Below are 17367 nucleotides of genomic sequence, written 5' to 3' on the forward strand. Positions count from 1 at the left end.
CGTGTTAATAAATAGTGCCGGTATTAATCACCGGAGACACGCTGTGATCGCCGCACAACACCACCAACAGATTGCTGACCATCGCGGCTTTGCGTTCTTCATCCAGCTGCACGACATCTTTTTCTGACAGACGCTGCAGGGCCATTTCGACCATACCAACTGCGCCCTCGACGATTTGCTGGCGCGCCATCACGACTGCCCGCGCTTGCTGGCGCTGTAACATGGCACTGGCGATCTCCTGCGCATAGGCCAGGTGACTGATGCGCGCTTCAATCACTTCAACACCGGCTTTATGTAAGCGATTCTGGATCTCAGTGCGCAGCAAATCGGTAATGTCACTGCCGCTGCTGCGCAGGCTGATTTCGGATTCTTTTTCCGCTTCGTACGGGTAACTCGACGCCAGATAACGCAGCGCAGCTTCACTCTGGATATTGACGAAGTTTTCATAGTCTTCCACTTCAAATACCGCTTCAGCACTGTCGACGACTTTCCACACCACCACCGCGGCGATGTCGACCGGATTGCCGGCATGGTCATTGACCTTTAATTTGCTGCTTTCGAAGTTGCGTACCCGCAAACTGACTTTTTGTTTGCTGTAAAACGGGTTAGCCCAGCGCAAGCCATTTTCAAAATCAGTGCCGACATAACGGCCAAATAACTGCAACACCGCCGACTGATTCGGCTCCACCATATAAAAGCCGAACCAGCAAATAAACACCGCAATACCAGCCAGCAGTGCCAATATTTTAAGCAGCGGCGGCATGGTCAGAATCAACGCGACAGTCGCAAGCTGCAGTACCAATAACATAAACAAAGTACCAAAACCGGATTGAGCTTTGGCTGGGGTCTCTTTCAACATAACTCACCTCAATGCGATATCAATTTAATATCACATTAGATCGCATTGGATCTCAGTGCAAGCAGATTGTTGAATTTTCCAGCGCTTAATACGAAAAAACCGCCCGGAGGCGGCTTGGATACCTGTAGATTTTGACGTATTTCGATAGACTAATAAATTGATATCAATAAGTTATCTTCCATAACTTGCCGCCAGTACTCACTTTTCAATACTTAAACATTCGGCCATTTGTAAGGTTCCAGTCGGGCTCAACAGAAAAGTACCTGCACTGCTTTGCAGCACTAAACGACCATCTGCCAGTTGCCAGACAGCCTCTGCTGTTGCCGGAATTTCGCGCCACAACTCCAGCGCCCATTGCTCTTTATCGTTCTGTCGCAATTTGTAGATTCGCCCATCGTGGGAGTGAGCGCTCGCTTTAACCACGACGACATCGGTGCCAACTAAAAATACGTCCTGAAAATTACCTTTTGCAATTTGAATGCTGTTCGTCTTATTAACATAGCGGAGTTCGCCGCTCCATTCGCCACGATCAGCAACGCTGATCCAACCATTCTCAAGTTGCAAAGCGGCTCTTGGCTCAAAATGAAATGCCTTATTTTCCGAAGGCTGAGCTGTTGCTTCCTGCCGGGCTAAACTCTGATCAACACCCCACTGTGCAAGAAGAGGTAAAAACTCTGTCCCTGTCGTGGTCGCGCGCCAGGCGGCGACAATATTTGCCACACTGAAACCATCGACACTTATATCAGGGAAACGGAATGTCAGACTTTCCAACTGCTCCTGGTTATACCATTTCTTTTGCTCAGGACTTGCTGGTGGCTCACGCAGATCGTGGCAAGCAGACATCTGTAATTTTTCGCGAACTCTGAGCATTTTACTTCGCTCTGAACGCTCATCTTCAGTCATGCCCAGAGACACTGCGGTATGGTTTAACAGAGATTCTGCTAACGCGCGGATTGGTGGATACCAATGACGCTTGGCTTGAGCCTGTAATTGCTGTAATAGCGATGCTGAGTAATATGCGGCGGATACCAAAGCGGCCGCATTTTCAACCGGAGCATGCTGTTTTTGCCATGCACGCAAAATATCAGCCTCAGCTCCCGATTGACGGGTCATACCGAGCAGGATGACCCATTCGGCGTAATCAGGATCGGAAGCCTCAGGCTTTTGAAAATTACTGAATGCTTTTGGTTGAATTAGAGGCGCAAACTTAGCAACTACGAACATAGGATTTAAGTAGTTAGAGTCTGAGCGGGATTTTGTCGCGAGAAACTCTTTTAAATTCTCTGTAACTTCGATAGCAGCTGACGGGCGTCCCAAGTCGATTAAACTGTGTCGGGCATTGTAACGTAAGTTGGGATTATTCGCTTTTAACCGAATTAACTGAGTTTCAGTTTGCCTGGCAACTCCTGGCGGCAACTGCCGAAAAAAATCTTTGTTGGTCAGCGTCAAAAGTAATAGCACAAAGTCTTCCGGTAATTTGCTATCTGCCAACCGTCCGCTCCACACTTGCCATATTTGTATACGATGCTCCAAAGGCAGGGAGCGAAACATCTGAGAGAGTATGTAACACATCGTATGTTGGAAGTTCTCAGCACTATTACAGCTCATCGGGTGTTCAGCGACGGACAAACGTTCTAATTCACTTTGCAGGAAAACTCTGACTTGCTGTTGGCTTTCAGGCCATTTTAGAAACAGTAAACGAGCATCCAGCTTATGCTGCAGAATCAGTTGTAACACAGCAGGGACTATCGCGGGATGACGCATCCTCAGAGCAACCTCAATCCATTGCAGCGGGTCGCGGTTTAACTTCACTTCAATCTGTTGCCAATAACGATCGCTTAAGCCGGGCATCTCTTGCAGAAATAGCAGGGCCAACTGTTGAACATTTGAATCAGGATCATCACTCAGTCTAAGCAACAAAGGACTTAGCCAATCTGCGGGCCGCTCTGTAACAGACTTAATCAGTTGGTGCCGTGCAGAAGAAGCCAATAACTGTTTTGTCAGCTCCCGCATACTTTGCTCACACAATGCTGCAGTACTGCATTTAAATGTCTGCAGAACCTGCTCTGATGCCCGGATGGGAACCGTCAGTGACAGAGCAAGCAGAAACATTACAACCAGGTTATACAGTGAGTTTCGCATAGTGTCCTTTTCGATACTGGAATCCCAACGCGTTATGACAATAACATTTATTTTACGCGAGTTTAAATCGTCTGGAGTTCCAGGCGCTTCAAACTGCAGCTGAATATGGACTATCTGACTAAAGCGCGGACATAAAAAAACCGCCCGGAAGCGGCTTTTTATGTGTCGAAAGGATCGCAGGATCCTTGTTAGATCATACCAAGGTGACTTTGGCGAACTTGCGTTTACCGACCTGGAAAATCGTGCTGGAGCCCTTTTCGAACACCAGTTTACTGTCTTCCACTTTGCTATCGCCGTTTAGCTTGACGGCGCCTTGTTTGATCATCCGCAGCGCTTCTGAGGTGCTTTCCACCAGACCGGCTTCTTTTAACAGCTGAGCGATCGGCAGATTGTCGCCTTCAAGCGTCAGCGTCAGTTCCGGGATCTCGTCTGGTAAGGCGTTTTTAGAAAAACGCTGGATAAAGTCCTGGTGCGCGGCCTCGGCGTCTGCATCCGAGTGGAAACGGGCAATGATTTCTTTCGCCAGTTCGATTTTGATATCACGTGGATTACGGCCTTCCGCTGCTTGTTGTTTCAGCGCGGCGATGTCTTCAATGGCGCGGAAACTCAGCAGATCATAATAACGCCACATCAGGTCGTCTGAGATCGACATCACTTTGCCGAACATTTCCGTTGGACTGTCGGTGATGCCGATGTAGTTGCCGAGTGATTTCGACATCTTCTGCACGCCATCCAGACCTTCCAGCAGCGGCACCATCAATACAGTTTGCGGACGCTGACCTTCGTCCTTTTGCAGCTCACGGCCCATCAGCAGGTTAAAGCGCTGATCGGTGCCGCCCATTTCGATGTCGGCTTCCAACGCAACTGAATCCCAGCCTTGCACCAGCGGGTACAAAAATTCATGGATTGCAATTGACTGATTATTGGCGTAACGCTTTTTGAAGTCATCCCGTTCCAGCATGCGGGCGACGGTCTGGCGCGCGGCCAGTTTGATCATGCCGGCGGCACCGAGTTTTTCCATCCACTCTGAGTTAAACGCAATGCGGGTTTTCGCCGGATCCAGGATCTTAAATACCTGATCCTGATAAGTCTTCGCATTGGCCAGTACATCTTCCCGCGTCAGTGGCTTGCGGGTGACGTTTTTGCCGGTTGGATCGCCAATCATCCCGGTGAAGTCTCCGATCAGGAAAATGACTTCATGTCCGAGTTGCTGGAAAGTGCGTAATTTATTGATCAGGACCGTGTGGCCTAAGTGCAAATCTGGTGCTGTTGGATCAAAACCGGCTTTTACTTTCAGCGGTTTACCCTGCTTCAATTTTTCGATCAGTTCGTCTTCCAGCAGGATCTCTTCTAAGCCCCGCTTGATCTCGGCCAGGGCCTGTTGCCACTGCGTCATGCGCCAGTTCTCCGGATAATTTTTCAGCTAAAAATCTAAGTCCGCATTCTACTGCAACATTACTCCCGATTAAACGCACAAAAGTCTTGGATCTTGCAAAAAATCGTTATATGCTCATTTTTTACGTGGAAAGAACCATAATAATAAGAGATGCGCCTTCAATGATTTCATCTTTGCCCACTCCGCACCGTGTTCTGATAGCCACATTGGCCACCATTCTGTCTGTGACGCTGCTTCTGCCTTCAGAAAAGGCTGAAGCGTCCAAAGACAACGAAAAAAACAGTTTAGAAGTCGGCAAGCGTTATAGCCTTGCTGTCCCTGTTGTCACCGAATCCTTACCGCAAACTACCGAAAGCACCATTCCGACCGAAGACAACTCATTAGAGTGGATTTCGGTGGAAGTGAAAAAAGGCGACATTTTAGGCTCTGTATTCAAACGCGCGAAAATCGATGCGCAAACGATGCAAGCGGTACTGGATGCCGGTAAAGAAGCGAAAAACCTGACCCGTTTATTCCCGGGCGCGCAATTAGAATTTGGTTTGAACGCGCAAGGACAATTGCAGGAACTGCGCTACAACCTCAGCAATCTGAAAACTTTACGCGTTACCCGCAGCGATGACGGCCAGTTTGTCGCCAAGCAATTGCAAAAAGAAATTGAAGTACGCACCGAAGTAGTCGCCGGTATTATCAGCGGCAGCTTCTGGGGTTCAGCGATGAACGCTGGTTTGTCTGAAGCACAAATCATCGACCTGGCCAACGTATTTGGTTATGACATCGACTTTGCCTTAGATATTCGCTCTGGTGATTCTTTCAGCGTGATGTTTGAACGCCAGTATGCGGAAGGCCAGTTTATCGGTAACGGCGCCATCGTCGCTGCACAATTCCAGAACCAGGGTCAACTGTATCAGGCCGTACGTCACACCGACGGTAACTTCTACAAGCCGGATGGTGGTTCGATGCGACAGGCCTTCCTGCGTGCACCTGTTAACTTCCGCTATGTCAGCTCCAATTTTAATCCACGTCGTTTACATCCAGTCCTTGGTAAAATCAAAGCACACAATGGTGTCGATTATGTTGCGCCAATGGGCACGCCAATTATGGCGGCCGGTGATGGTAAAGTGATTGAATCGTCGATGAAAGGCGCGAACGGTAACTATGTGGTGATCCAGCATTCCAACGGTATCGTCACCAAGTACCTGCACTTATCCAAACGCGACGTCAAACGTGGTGAGAAAGTTAAACAAGGCGACATCGTCGGACGCTTAGGCGCGACTGGTCGTGTCACCGGCGCGCACCTGCACTATGAATTCATGGTTGGTGGTGTGCACCGGAACCCACGTACAGTGAAACTGCCACAGGCTGAACCACTGCAAGGCGTTGCCCGCGTTGAGTTCACCAAAAATGCTAAACAACAGATCGCGCAGCTGAAAGCGCACGAACGTGTTGTGTTGGCTGCCAACCAATAATTTGTTGTGACTGCAGAACCCGCTGCTGAAGCACTGTATATCGGCATCATGTCAGGCACCAGCCTGGATGGTGTCGATGTGGTGCTGGTCGATTTCTCCCCAGCTTATCCAACCCTTATTCACAGCTTATGCCTGCCCTACCCTGCTGAATTAAAAGCGGAATTGGCGCTTTTGGCACAGCCCGGCAGCAACGAAATTGAACGTTTGGGTTTGGCAGAAGCCGACCTGGCCCATTGTTACGCCGATGCAGTCCAGCTACTGTTGCAACAAAGCGACATTGATCGCAGCAGGATCCGCGCGATCGGCTGCCATGGTCAAACGATCCGGCACAGACCTAACGCCCGTCAGCCATTCAGTTATCAGATAGGTGATCAGCACCGGCTGGCGATGTTGACGCAGATCCCGGTGATCGCCGATTTTCGCCGCAAAGACATCGCCTATGGCGGACAAGGTGCGCCTTTAGTACCGGCCTTTCATCAGGCGATCTTCGCATCTCAGGAACAAGGCCGCTGTATTCTGAATATTGGTGGCATCGCCAACATCACATTGTTGTTGCCGCATCAGCCCATACAAGGTTTTGATACCGGCCCCGGCAACTGTCTGCTGGATAACTGGATGGAGCTGCACCAAGGCAAAGCCTATGATGCCAACGGCGCTTATGCCGCCAGCGGTCAGCTGGATGCTGCTTTACTTGGCCTGCTACTCAGCGATGCATATTTCCACCAGACCGGGCCTAAAAGCACTGGTCGCGAATACTTTCAGCTCAATTGGTTACAACAACAGCTCAAGCAACTGCAGGCAGCGACAGGCAATATGCCCGCGCCAGCAGATGTACAACGCACATTAAGCCGATTTACCGCCGGGACTATTGCGCTGGCAGTCAGCCGTTTTGTCGTGTCTGAAATTTATGTCTGTGGTGGCGGCGTTCATAACGCTGTGCTGTTACAGGATTTGGCTGAATTGCTGCCGCAGTGTCAGATCAAAACCACTGAAGCCTTAGGCGTACACCCGGACTGGGTGGAAGCGATGGCTTTCGCCTGGCTGGCTTATGCTTTTGAACAGCAAATCCCCGGCAACGTGCCAGCGGTGACTGGCGCCTGCCAGCCGCTGGTATTGGGCGTGCGTTACACGCCCTGAGCCAACTGCTTACTGTGGATTTGCTGCCGGTGCAAAAGTGCTGACAGCTGCGGCAAACTGGCTAATCGCCTGTTGCCAGCCCTGCCCTAACGTATCAACCAGTGCCGGATAACCCTCATCTGGCTGTGGTAGCTGCAGCTGAAAGCTCTGGCTCTGTACTTTGTCACCCTTTAATAAATGAAAGCGACCACTGACCAGGACTATGCCCTGTTGCTGGCCATGGAACTGCTCGACTTGCACTAATAAACGCACAGCATCGCCGCCTGGCTGTTGGCCGGTCACCCGATACGCCGGCAATGCCTGTTGCAAACCGTTCACCAACAAACGTTGCAGTTGCTGATCCAGCGGATCAGCCCACTGATGCTGAGTGGTTTTCTGCAGCTCTACGGCTGATGTCTGTAAAATCAAGGCATTACTGTTCAGATAAGACGCGACCATCACAGGTTCTGCATATAACACTGGTGCAGCGGCATTCGGCTGCACTGAGACCACTGCAGGCTGTGGCAACTGATAGTAGCGCAGGTCCACCGACGAACTGCAGGCAGCTAATAACGTCAAGGCAGTCAGCCCGCTCAGAAAAATTCCTGCTTTCATGGTTGGTTTCCTTGCTCAGGTTCTGGATCTGCTTTTGGATCGGCACTCAGGATTAAGGCATTGCTTTGTTGGTTCAGCGTTTGCACCACCGGCTGCAAGTCACGCAGTACTTTGTCCATCGCCTGCAGATTACTGTTGATGCGCTCATACACCGGTGAGCCGGGGCTTAAGCCGGCCAGGGTTTTGCGCAGGTCGGCCAGACTTCTGTTCACTTCAGCCGGCAATTGCTGCGTCGCATCGGCTTTGACTAACGCATCGAGACTTTGTACCAGTTGCTGACTTTGTTGCATCAAATCCCGGGTCGCGTTCAGCGTGGCCGAGCTGTCCGCCAACACTTGTTCTACCGGCAAATTATTGATTTTATCCAGCGCCTGCAGCACCTTCTGTTCGATATGACCAAGGCCGCTGCGGCTGGTTGGCAGAATTTTATAACCGGCAAATTCTGGCAATGGCTCTGGCAACAAAGGCGTCGCCACTATTGCCGGAGTCTCAGTTGCGACTATGGTGTTGTCTGCGCCGGCGTCTAGCGCAGCAGATGCGGCCACAGGCGCTGACACTGTGTCTGCCGCTTGGGTTTGTCGTTGACTGTCCGCTTCCAGTTGATTCAGATCGATATACAAACCACCAGTCAGCAGATTGCCGGTTTTCAGCACAGCACGCAGGCCCTTACTGACCGCCTGATCCAGTTCCAGCCGTAACTGCGGTAGTGTCAGATTGTCGTAGAGCCGGCCGGTTTCGATACGAATGAGTACCGGAATACCTTTATTAAAGGCGACCTGCAGCGGATTTTTCATGTTAAAGAAATAAGGAACCGAAGCGACAGTGCCAATCCGCACGCCGCGGTATTCGACCGGCGCGCCAGCCGTCAGGCCACGGATGGATTCATCAAAAAACAACAGATATTCCAGATATTCGTTGTACAGACCATCCTGAATGCTCTTACGATTTTCGAACAGCTGGAAATCGGCATCATTAGCCACTTTGTTACCGGCCGGCCAACCATCGAGCACATCAAAAGTCACACCGCCACCCAACAACGTGGCCATAGATGCCATCTCGATCCGTACCCCTTCGGCCGACATATCCAGCGCCATGCCCGACGCTTTCCAGAAGCGCACATTTTCGGTGACCAGCGCATCATAAGGTGCACGAATAAACAACTGATAGCGCATGTTACGTTTAGTCATATCGAACTCACTGCGCTCGACAGTCCCGACGTCATAACCGCGGTATAAAATCGGGTCACCAACCGCCAGCGCGGCCGCGTCACTGCTGCTTAAAAAGATCCGAACGCCTGGTGCATCCGGCGGTGCAATGGGCGGGGTTTCTAACAGTTCAAAGAAATATTTGCCACTATCGCTCTTGCCGGGCTGCAGTTCGATATAGGCACCGGACAACAACGTATTAAGACCACTGACACCGCCGCGGCCAATGGTCGGTTTTACCACCCACAGCTGGGACTCATCGTTCAGCAGATTGGCCGTGCCCGGGTTCATCCGCGCGCGGATCACCACTTGTTTCAGGTCCTGTGACAACTCAACTGAGACCACTTTACCGACATCGACACTGCGGCTTTTGATCTGAGTTTTGCCCGAGATGATGCCTTCAGCATTGCTGGCCAGCAGCGTCACCGTTGGCCCCTGATTTTTAAAGGTGTGGTACAGCATCCAGCTGCCGATCAAGACAGCGGCGACCGGCACTATCCAGATCGGTGACCACTGGCTGATTTTACGAATATTCGCCTGTACCGCGCTGCTCGTCACGTTGTTGCTCCATTTCTGCAGGACCCGGATCCCATAATAACCGCGGGTCAAAACTCATTGCCGCCAGCATAGTGACAATCACTACCGCAGCAAATACCAAAGTTGCGGCGCCGGGATAGACGCCAACTAAACTGTCAAAACGCACCAAAGCTGCCAGAATTGCGACGACCAGCACGTCCACCATCGACCAGCGGCCAATCCAGTCCACCAACGGATAAATCCAGGTACCGTGTTTGCTGCGCTCACTCAGCGGCAACGTCGTCAGATAACATAACCAGAACATCACCAGAATTTTGACTATAGGCACCACGACACTGGCCAGCAATACCACGATGGCGACCGGATAGGCGCCATCCGCCCACATCAGCACAATGCCACTGATAATGGTCGACTCAATACTGTCGCCGAGCGACACCGTCTCCATCATTGTCAGCAAGTTGGCCGGAATATATAAAATGCTGGCGGTCACCAGCAGTGCCAGCGTTTTCTGCACGCTGGACGGAATACGGGCCCGAACCTTACTGCCACAGCGACTGCAACGAATTTCCGCCAGCGGCACCAGCGCAGTACAACACTGACAAACTTTTAACTGCTGACTGAGGCCGGTCTCACCCGCTACCGCAGCATCCACCGGTTGCGGTGGCGGAGCAATGCGTGACCAGAGTTCGTGGCGGTCCACCACCTGAAATGTGCGCAGGTGCAGCAGACAAAAACCACAAAAGGCCCAAAAACTCATACCAAGGCTTAATTCAAAATGGGTCAGCAATTTGACGAAACTAACCAGCAGCCCCATCAGGAAAATGTCGACCATACTCCAGGGCTTTAATGCATACAGCAGCCGCGCCACCTGCACCAAAGCTGGCAAGCGATAAAACATGCCGAGTTTTAAATAGATAATCGCGATCATGCAAATAGCCGGAATGGCCTGAATAAACAGCCAGACCAAGACCGCCAACCAGGGATAATCTTCATCCAGCAGCACCGCCGAGGTATCGAGGAAGGTCATCTCACGGTGGCTGCCGGCCGCATCCATGCCGACAAACGGGAACAGATTGGTCAGCACCAACATAAACAGTGCCGACATCGCATACAGAATAGGTCTTAGGGCAGATTCACGTTGCCGCGCATCAAGCTCATGGCCACAGCGGCTGCAATGCGCTTCTTCGCCATCCTGGAGTGCCGGTAAATGCTGCAATAAATCGCAATAGCGACACAGCACCAGCTCCGGCGCGGTGTCGGTTTTCAGCGGTGTAGGTGTGTCAGCGGCCCGCTCAGATGCAGGCGCTGATACCATGTCTGGCACGCGACTCAGATCGCCTCTTCGTCTTCTTCGCCGGTGCGAATGCGGATCACGCGCTCGACGTCAAACACAAAGATCTTGCCGTCGCCGATGCGACCGGTCTGCGCGGTTTTCATAATGGCGTCGACACAGCGATCAACCTGATCATCTGCGACGACAATATCGAGTTTCACTTTGGGCAGAAAATCGACCATATACTCAGCACCGCGATATAACTCAGTGTGGCCTTTTTGCCGGCCAAAACCTTTCACTTCAGTGACGGTCATGCCTGTGACATTGATATCAGCCAGTGCTTCGCGCACGTCGTCGAGTTTAAAAGGTTTGATAATCGCTTCAATCTTTTTCATGTGACACTCTACCTTTGTTTACGCAGGGCTGAAGTGATGGGATACCGGCGGTCTTTGCCAAAATTACGCGCGGTAATTTTTGGCCCTACCGCCGACTGACGGCGTTTATATTCATTAAAATCAATCAGATTCAGGATGCGACGCACAGTGGCTTCAGCATAGCCCATCGCCATGATGTCGGACAGCGATTTATCCTGCTCCACATAAGCCGCGATAATAGCGTCAAGCTCATCATAAGGCGGTAAATTGTCCTGATCGGTTTGACCCGGCGCCAGCTCGGCTGACGGCGGCCGGTCGATCACGCGCTGCGGGATCACCGCTGAAATGGTATTGCGATAGGCAGCGAGGCGGTACACCAAGGTTTTCGGAATATCTTTAATCACGGCAAAACCGCCACACATGTCACCGTACAAAGTACAGTAGCCGACGGCGACTTCACTTTTGTTGCCCGTAGTCAGCAAAATACGGCCGGTCTTGTTCGACAGCGCCATTAACAGCACACCGCGTAGACGTGCCTGCAGATTTTCTTCCGTCGTATCCGCCTTACGGCCAGCGAATAATGGTGTAAGTTGCGTCATATAAGCATCGTACATTGGCTCAATCGACACGACGTCAAATTCAATGCCCATAGTGCGGGCCTGTTCTGTGGCATCGTCGACACTCATGCCTGAGGTATACCGGAACGGCAACATCAATGCCTGTACTTTGTCAGCACCAATCGCGTCGGCGGCGATAGCCAAGGTCAGCGCTGAATCAATGCCGCCGGAAAGCCCAAGTACCGCGCCGGGAAAACCATTTTGTGTGATGTAGTCGCGGGTGGCGACCACTAAGGCCTGATACACTTCTGCTTCCACCGATTGCTCAGCGTGGCGGGCGTGTTGGTGCGAGACCTGCCAGCCCTGTTGCTGATGGCGCAGCGCTGCGGAATAAATGCCGGTTTCGAAAGCTGGTGCCGCCAACACAACCTCGCCACTTGGGCTGACAATCAGCGAACTGCCATCAAACACCAGTTCATCCTGGCCCTGCATTTGATTGACGTAAATAAATCCCAGCTGTAAGCGTTTCGCCAGCGAAGTCAGCAAATGTTCGCGCTGGGCTTTTTTGCCGATTTCATAAGGTGAGGCATTCAGTACCAGCGCCCAGTCCGCACCGGCCGCTTTTGCCGCAGCTGCAGGCTCACCATGCCAGACATCCTCACAAATCAGCACGGCGAATTTTTGCTGGTGCAACTCAAACACCAATGTATCAGTGCCGGCGCTGAAATACCGTTCTTCATCAAACACGCCGTAATTGGGCAGGCACTGTTTGAAATAACGACCAATCAGCTCACCACCGCGGATCACTGAAGCGGTGTTATACAGCTTGCCGTCTTGCTGCCATGGATGACCAATCAGCAGAGTACATGGCAATGCGGCAGCCTGGATCCGGTCCAGTGCAGTGTGCACGTACTGCATTAAATCGGCACGGAATAACAAGTCTTCCGGCGGATAACCGGTCAGCGTCAACTCAGGAAAAACCACCAGATCAGTGCCGGCGTCAACCGCCAGTTGCAGGATCTGATCACAGTTTTGCTGCACAGCACCGACGGTAAAACGCTGCTGGATCAAACTGACGGAAATGGAATGCGACATATCAAAGCGCCTGTACAACAACTTGGGCGCTATGGTAGCGATTTTTCGCTGTTTTCTCAAACCGCCTTGTCCGCCGCCGGCTGTTGTTTCGTGCTGTTTTTGCACTGACTTGCGTCCGCCGGGTCCGCCAGCTAAGGTAAATGGGTGTATTCACGGAACAGAAACACAGGAAACATCATGGCATACCCATCACACCCAGCATCTTCGGCAGCAGCCGATCCAGCTTTTACCCTCACTGAAGTCGCCGTTTGTCTGGCTATCTTTGCAATCTTGGTATTATTGGCTATTCCAAGCCTGACCGAACTCTTCGCCCGGCAAGATGCTGAACGGTTTATGCAGCAGTTTCGCCAACAACTGAGCTATGCCCGTGTCCAGGCAGTCAGCCTTGGCGATGTTATTACAGTCTGTCCACGGCAGGCGCAGCAATGTGATGGACGCTGGACCGACACACCCGTGCAGATTTTTAATACCGACCCGACCGCCACTGTACTGAAACAAATTGACACGTTAAAACCAAAACACCGGTTGTATTACAATCGCGAGTTACTGGAGTTTCGTGCAGATGGCAGTCTGAATGCGCTGCAAAACGGCACTTTTGTTTATTGTGTTGCACAGTATTCCTGGTATGCCAGTCTCAGTGTCAGTCAAAGCGGACGCAGCCAGCTGGAATGGCATGAACAACCCTGTCCGCAGTGACCTCTGTCGCGTTAATGCCGCCAGCAGTCCGTTTCAGGGCTGCTGATTTGTCGCCCGGCCTGATCAAGCCGGAACCAACGACAAGCCAGATCTTTGCGCTGCGGTCCGACGGCTTCCGCCTGTAGCAGGTAACCTTGTGCGTTTAAAACCGCTGAGATGCGAAAACGACCACTGGCAGTCAGATAGCTATCGTCCGGCGCAGGAAGCCGCGACAATGCCGCGGTATATTGCTGCTGTTCCAGATAATACTGCTGCTGCAAGATCGCCAGTCGTTGTAATTCCTGAGTCGCTTCCAGCCGGTAACTGCTCAGTAGTTGTTGTTGATACCCAGGCACCAACATAGCCAGCAGAATGCCAAACAGCGCGACAACCAACATCATTTCAATTAAGACAAAACCCCGCTGCGGCGACTTCATCAGTACACCTGCTCATAGCGGAACTGCGCCAGCTGCTGTTGTTGTTGCAAATGCTCGGGAGCCAATGTTTCAACACAGAATAAACAGGACGGATCCAGTCGCTGCACTTCCGGCACAATGAGTTGTTCAGCCGACCACAGCTGGTATTTACCGTTAGCAGGCACTAACCTCAGCGGGGCTTGTTGTGCTGCTGGCAACGTCAGCGTGGCAGTTGCATACAGCGGGGTGCCACTAAACAACTGCAGCACTTCGAGCTGGTCGTATCCCTGCGAATCAGGGTCACGGCTTAGCGGCAGATACATAATGCCGGCAAGAATCTTTGCCGCCGTAACGGGACGTCCCGCTAATGGCCGCTGCCAGCCGGCTTTATTCAGGTCAACATTGTCGGCAATATCGGTCAGGTCAAAAACCCGCTGTAAACCAGTAGGCCGACGCAACACCATCAAGCGGTAGCCGTGGGCGTCACGCCCCTGCAGAATAAAGACATCACCCTGTTGCCAGCCTTGTGTAACCGGCCAGCGTGCACTGATCCGTTGCCAGCTACCGTCAAATAACCAGCCGCTCCGGCGAAAATCAGCCACGGTGGAAACCTGCCAACCCGAACCGGACTGCCAGTCATATTGCAACAAAAGTCCCTCAGTACTCAGCAGATACAAGCGTTCCGCCAGGCCATCCTGATCAGGATCGTCCGCCAGTGGCATCAACGCAAAACTCGTATTAACCGCTGGCACCGACAATTGACGTGGCACACCGGTTCTGGCGTTGAACAACCTGATCGGCACCTGCGCATTGCCCGGCAGCAGCAGCCAGTCAGCTGTCGGGTCGTCAGCCAGCCGCTGTGCACTAATCTCTGCGGACAACCAGGGCTGTTCCGCAGGTGAAACGGTTGCAGTCCACAAAGACCGCCAGTGCGGTGGCTGCGACGTTAATGCCGGCATCGTCAATTGTACCGAACGTAATTCGGCGATGCTGGGTTCCAACCAATACAGCTGATAGTCAGCCCTGCTGCCCGTTGTGACATGCCAACCCCATAGCGGCTGGCCACCATCGGACGACGGCTGTGCATGCGCGGACGCATCGGGAGATCGCGGTCTGATTTGTAATACCGATGCTGCGTCATTGTGTCCCGAGAAAACAAAACCACATGGACTGAACTGCAACCGGGAATAATTGCCGGGACCAGTCAGCGGGCGACTGTGGTACGTTGCCATGTGTGGAATTGGGTCACAGGATTGCCCTGCCGACACGGCGTCCAATGCGACCAGGGTTCCGGCGGCAGTTTCCTGCCAAAAACTGTCTTGCACACCAGTGGGCTGTGCCGACACGGTCACAGGCTGCAATGCAAACACGATGTAAAACGGTATATGTCTCATAGTTCCCCTCCATGGGTATGTGGATCGACCTGCCAGATCAGCTGGATCTGGCCAACACTGTTTTGGCTCAGATCAGCCTGCTCTGCCCGCAGCAGCCGGCATTGTTGCCATTGGGCCGGCCACACCTGAAACTGAGCAGGACACTGCGGTAAAGATACAGCGCGGCCAGCTGGCTCAACCGGGTTTTGTACATTCGTTTCGACGCTCATCGCCTGGCGTTTTTGCTGCAGTCCAGCCTGATTAAATCGGCTGCTCAGCTCACTTAATACCAAGGCAGCGAGTGCCAGTGCACTGATCAACAAACCAAATAGCAGGCATAGCACCAGCACGAATCCTTTTGTTTGCATGCAATTTCCTCCTTATTCCGCGGGCGCCACTTTCACCGAACTGCTAATCAACAAACGCCGGTAAGGGTCGCCCCGCGCCTGAAACTGGCGTTGACCGAGCTGGTAAACCAAGTGGTTGCGATAGCCGGTTTCGGCCTGTAACGCCCGCAACAGAACAAAATAACGGATTTGACGGATCGTCTGGCGTTGCCCCCAGTTGGCCCCTGCCACCTGACTGGCCGGTATAAATTGCTCAGCCTGGCCATCAGCATCCAAATCCAGACCGATTTCAACCGCGATCATCTCGACACCGTCTAGTACCGCCGCAGTATCCATCGTCAGGTTGCCTTGTTGATTGCGTACTAACCGCTTGCGCATCAGCACCGGCACAGATTGTCCTGCCAAAGTCTGCTTCGCCACGTAATAAAGTTCATGCCGGTATGGCCAGTACCAAAACTGTGCGTTCAGACCGGCATCGCCGCTGCGGATAAAGCGGCCAGACAAGCCACTTTGTTGCAGGTAGCTGCGATTGGTGCGCAAATCGGCCAGTCGCAGCGGATCCCCTGCCAGGTGTTTTACCTGAATAAAATCGGATTGTTTCACCGCGTTGGTCAGGCAGGCGGGTGTATTTACCGCACCTACAGTACCGGCATACAAGGTCAGCCAGATCTGGCCCGCCAGCGGAAAACTGCCACTGTCAACGCCCGTACTGTGACAATCGCCCTGTACTGTGGTTGCCGGTGATGGCGGCTTGATCTGCGCCAAACCAAGCCCGGCCCAAAAACCACTCTGGCTCAGTTCACGTTGCAGTAGTGTATGGCTCTGAACAGCCGTCTGATGTAAAAAGGTCATCTGACTCTGTTGCTGAAACGCCTGCCATTGCACAACAAAAGCACTACTGAGCATCAGCATTAACAACGCCGACAGCAGCAACACCATCATCTGCTGCAGCAATAAAAATCCGAGGATTGGGCTGCACAGGCCTGGCCTTGTCATGGCGCACTTTCCAATACGATCTGACGCCGGCCAACACCGCTGCCACAATCCTGCGAAGCAGATGGCGACGGTGGCACATTGCTGCGCCAGCTCAGGACATACCGGATGCCACTGGCGCCCGCGTCAATACAAAGCTGCGGTTCAACCAATACAGCCGCCAGTGGCTGTTGCAATAATTGCTGTACAGCGCGGTTTTGTAGCGAAGTTTCTGGTGGACAAGTCGCACAAGACGGTGCGATCAGAATGGGTTCAGCTGCCGGCAGCACTGAAAAATTTGTACTGTGGCTAATATCGATCAGCAAATGCGTGGCCGTCATCTGCTCCAGTGCAACTTGCATGGCGCTGCGGGCAAACCATTGACAGGTCAGTGCTGCAGTCAGCATCAGGCTACTCAGCAGCAACGCCAGCAAGGCCTCGATGAGGCCAAATCCTTTCGTAAACACAGGTATATCCTTACACCTGAAATTTACATTTAATTTAACTCAAATTTTCAATTTAGCAACTAACCAAAGCATTTTTTGATTTGATCTGCACTGCTGTCTCCGTTCGCAGATCGCACGCCGGCCTGATTAACCGAGAGCGTGCCACAGCTACTGTCACCGCTCTGAGCGCCTTTTGGTTCTGCGGTCAAAGTATAGGTCTGAGCACCGGCGTTCAGAGTGAACGCATAAGTCCCCATCAATGTCTGTTGGCAGTTGCTGTCAGGCAAAACTGTCGGCACGCCGTTATTGACGTTATAGGTCATGCTGGAGGTATATACTCGTTCCATAAATTGAGACAGTTCAGCCAGACAAGCGCCTGCCACCGCCCGCCGGTTACTGTTCAGATAACCCTGATAGGTCGGTACTGCCACGGCCAGCAAAATGCCAGCCACCACAACGGCAATCATCAGCTCCATCAGACTAAAACCACGCTGTTTTTTCAT

At 52.3% G+C, this 17367-nt stretch carries 17 protein-coding genes; 3 read left to right on the forward strand and 14 right to left on the reverse strand.

Features of this window, described 5'->3' with window-relative positions; genetic code table 11:
• Window positions 1-4 precede the first annotated feature (4 nt).
• The 3 genes from ATY27_RS16555 to tyrS form a co-directional block, all read right to left on the reverse strand.
• Window positions 5-859, reverse strand: coding sequence for an SPFH domain-containing protein (locus tag ATY27_RS16555; RefSeq protein WP_208931707.1), 855 nt, complete (start codon window positions 857-859; stop codon window positions 5-7).
• Between the two features lie 198 nt (window positions 860-1057).
• The gene (locus tag ATY27_RS16560; protein WP_208931708.1) at window positions 1058-3001 is read right to left on the reverse strand and encodes a hypothetical protein; all 1944 of its coding nucleotides are present in this window, start codon (window positions 2999-3001) and stop codon (window positions 1058-1060) included.
• A 193-nt stretch (window positions 3002-3194) separates the two neighbouring features.
• Complete coding sequence (gene tyrS / locus ATY27_RS16565) at window positions 3195-4397, reverse strand: tyrosine--tRNA ligase (protein WP_208931709.1); 1203 nt, start codon at window positions 4395-4397, stop codon at window positions 3195-3197.
• Window positions 4398-4570: 173 nt separating this feature from the next.
• On the opposite strand from tyrS, the gene ATY27_RS16570 reads away from it, so the two are divergent.
• Together ATY27_RS16570 and ATY27_RS16575 are read left to right on the forward strand one after the other, a co-directional pair.
• Entirely contained in the window at window positions 4571-5863 is a 1293-nt protein-coding gene (locus ATY27_RS16570; protein WP_244151347.1) for a peptidoglycan DD-metalloendopeptidase family protein, read from the forward strand.
• Between the two features lie 6 nt (window positions 5864-5869).
• Complete coding sequence (locus ATY27_RS16575; RefSeq protein WP_244151348.1) at window positions 5870-7000, forward strand: anhydro-N-acetylmuramic acid kinase; 1131 nt, start codon at window positions 5870-5872, stop codon at window positions 6998-7000.
• A gap of 9 nt (window positions 7001-7009) precedes the next feature.
• Here ATY27_RS16575 and ATY27_RS16580 read toward each other — a convergent pair whose 3' ends face one another.
• The 5 genes from ATY27_RS16580 to ATY27_RS16600 are packed head-to-tail and all read right to left on the reverse strand — an operon-like array spanning window position 7010 to window position 12635.
• Window positions 7010-7594: an ABC-type transport auxiliary lipoprotein family protein gene (locus ATY27_RS16580; RefSeq protein ID WP_208931711.1), complete on the reverse strand. Its 585-nt coding sequence runs from the start codon at window positions 7592-7594 to the stop codon at window positions 7010-7012.
• Entirely contained in the window at window positions 7591-9357 is a 1767-nt protein-coding gene (gene pqiB / locus ATY27_RS16585) for an intermembrane transport protein PqiB (protein WP_208931712.1), read from the reverse strand. Before pqiB ends, ATY27_RS16580 begins: the two co-directional genes overlap by 4 nt.
• A complete protein-coding gene (locus tag ATY27_RS16590) occupies window positions 9323-10651 on the reverse strand; it encodes a PqiA/YebS family transporter subunit (protein ID WP_208933529.1) in 1329 nt (442 codons plus the stop codon). The genes pqiB and ATY27_RS16590 overlap by 35 nt, the downstream gene beginning before the upstream one ends.
• Window positions 10652-10665: 14 nt before the next feature.
• Window positions 10666-11004, reverse strand: a complete 339-nt coding sequence (glnB, locus tag ATY27_RS16595) for a nitrogen regulatory protein P-II (protein ID WP_208931713.1) — start codon at window positions 11002-11004, stop codon at window positions 10666-10668.
• 8 nt (window positions 11005-11012) lie between these two features.
• Complete coding sequence (locus ATY27_RS16600) at window positions 11013-12635, reverse strand: NAD+ synthase (RefSeq protein ID WP_208931714.1); 1623 nt, start codon at window positions 12633-12635, stop codon at window positions 11013-11015.
• A 177-nt stretch (window positions 12636-12812) separates the two neighbouring features.
• Here ATY27_RS16600 and ATY27_RS16605 point away from each other — a divergent pair, with 177 nt between their 5' ends.
• Entirely contained in the window at window positions 12813-13331 is a 519-nt protein-coding gene (locus ATY27_RS16605; protein WP_208931715.1) for a GspH/FimT family pseudopilin, read from the forward strand.
• Window positions 13332-13342: 11 nt separating this feature from the next.
• On the opposite strand, the gene ATY27_RS16610 is transcribed toward ATY27_RS16605, so the two are convergent.
• From ATY27_RS16610 to ATY27_RS16635, 6 genes are read right to left on the reverse strand one after another with little or no spacing between them, the layout of a single operon-like run.
• The gene (locus tag ATY27_RS16610; RefSeq protein ID WP_208933530.1) at window positions 13343-13747 is read right to left on the reverse strand and encodes a type IV pilin protein; all 405 of its coding nucleotides are present in this window, start codon (window positions 13745-13747) and stop codon (window positions 13343-13345) included.
• Window positions 13747-15120 (reverse strand): hypothetical protein, encoded by a 1374-nt coding sequence (locus tag ATY27_RS16615; protein WP_208931716.1) that lies wholly within the window; start codon window positions 15118-15120, stop codon window positions 13747-13749. Before ATY27_RS16615 ends, ATY27_RS16610 begins: the two co-directional genes overlap by 1 nt.
• Entirely contained in the window at window positions 15117-15467 is a 351-nt protein-coding gene (locus tag ATY27_RS16620) for a hypothetical protein (protein WP_208931717.1), read from the reverse strand. Before ATY27_RS16620 ends, ATY27_RS16615 begins: the two co-directional genes overlap by 4 nt.
• 12 nt (window positions 15468-15479) lie before the next feature.
• Window positions 15480-16442, reverse strand: a complete 963-nt coding sequence (locus ATY27_RS16625) for a PilW family protein (protein WP_208931718.1) — start codon at window positions 16440-16442, stop codon at window positions 15480-15482.
• Window positions 16439-16885 carry a hypothetical protein gene (locus tag ATY27_RS16630; protein ID WP_208931719.1) on the reverse strand — a complete coding sequence of 149 codons (447 nt, stop codon included), beginning with the start codon at window positions 16883-16885 and terminating at the stop codon, window positions 16439-16441. The genes ATY27_RS16625 and ATY27_RS16630 overlap by 4 nt, the downstream gene beginning before the upstream one ends.
• A gap of 59 nt (window positions 16886-16944) precedes the next feature.
• Window positions 16945-17367, reverse strand: coding sequence for a type IV pilin protein (locus ATY27_RS16635; RefSeq protein ID WP_208931720.1), 423 nt, complete (start codon window positions 17365-17367; stop codon window positions 16945-16947).

Source organism: Rheinheimera sp. F8, assembly GCF_001518915.1.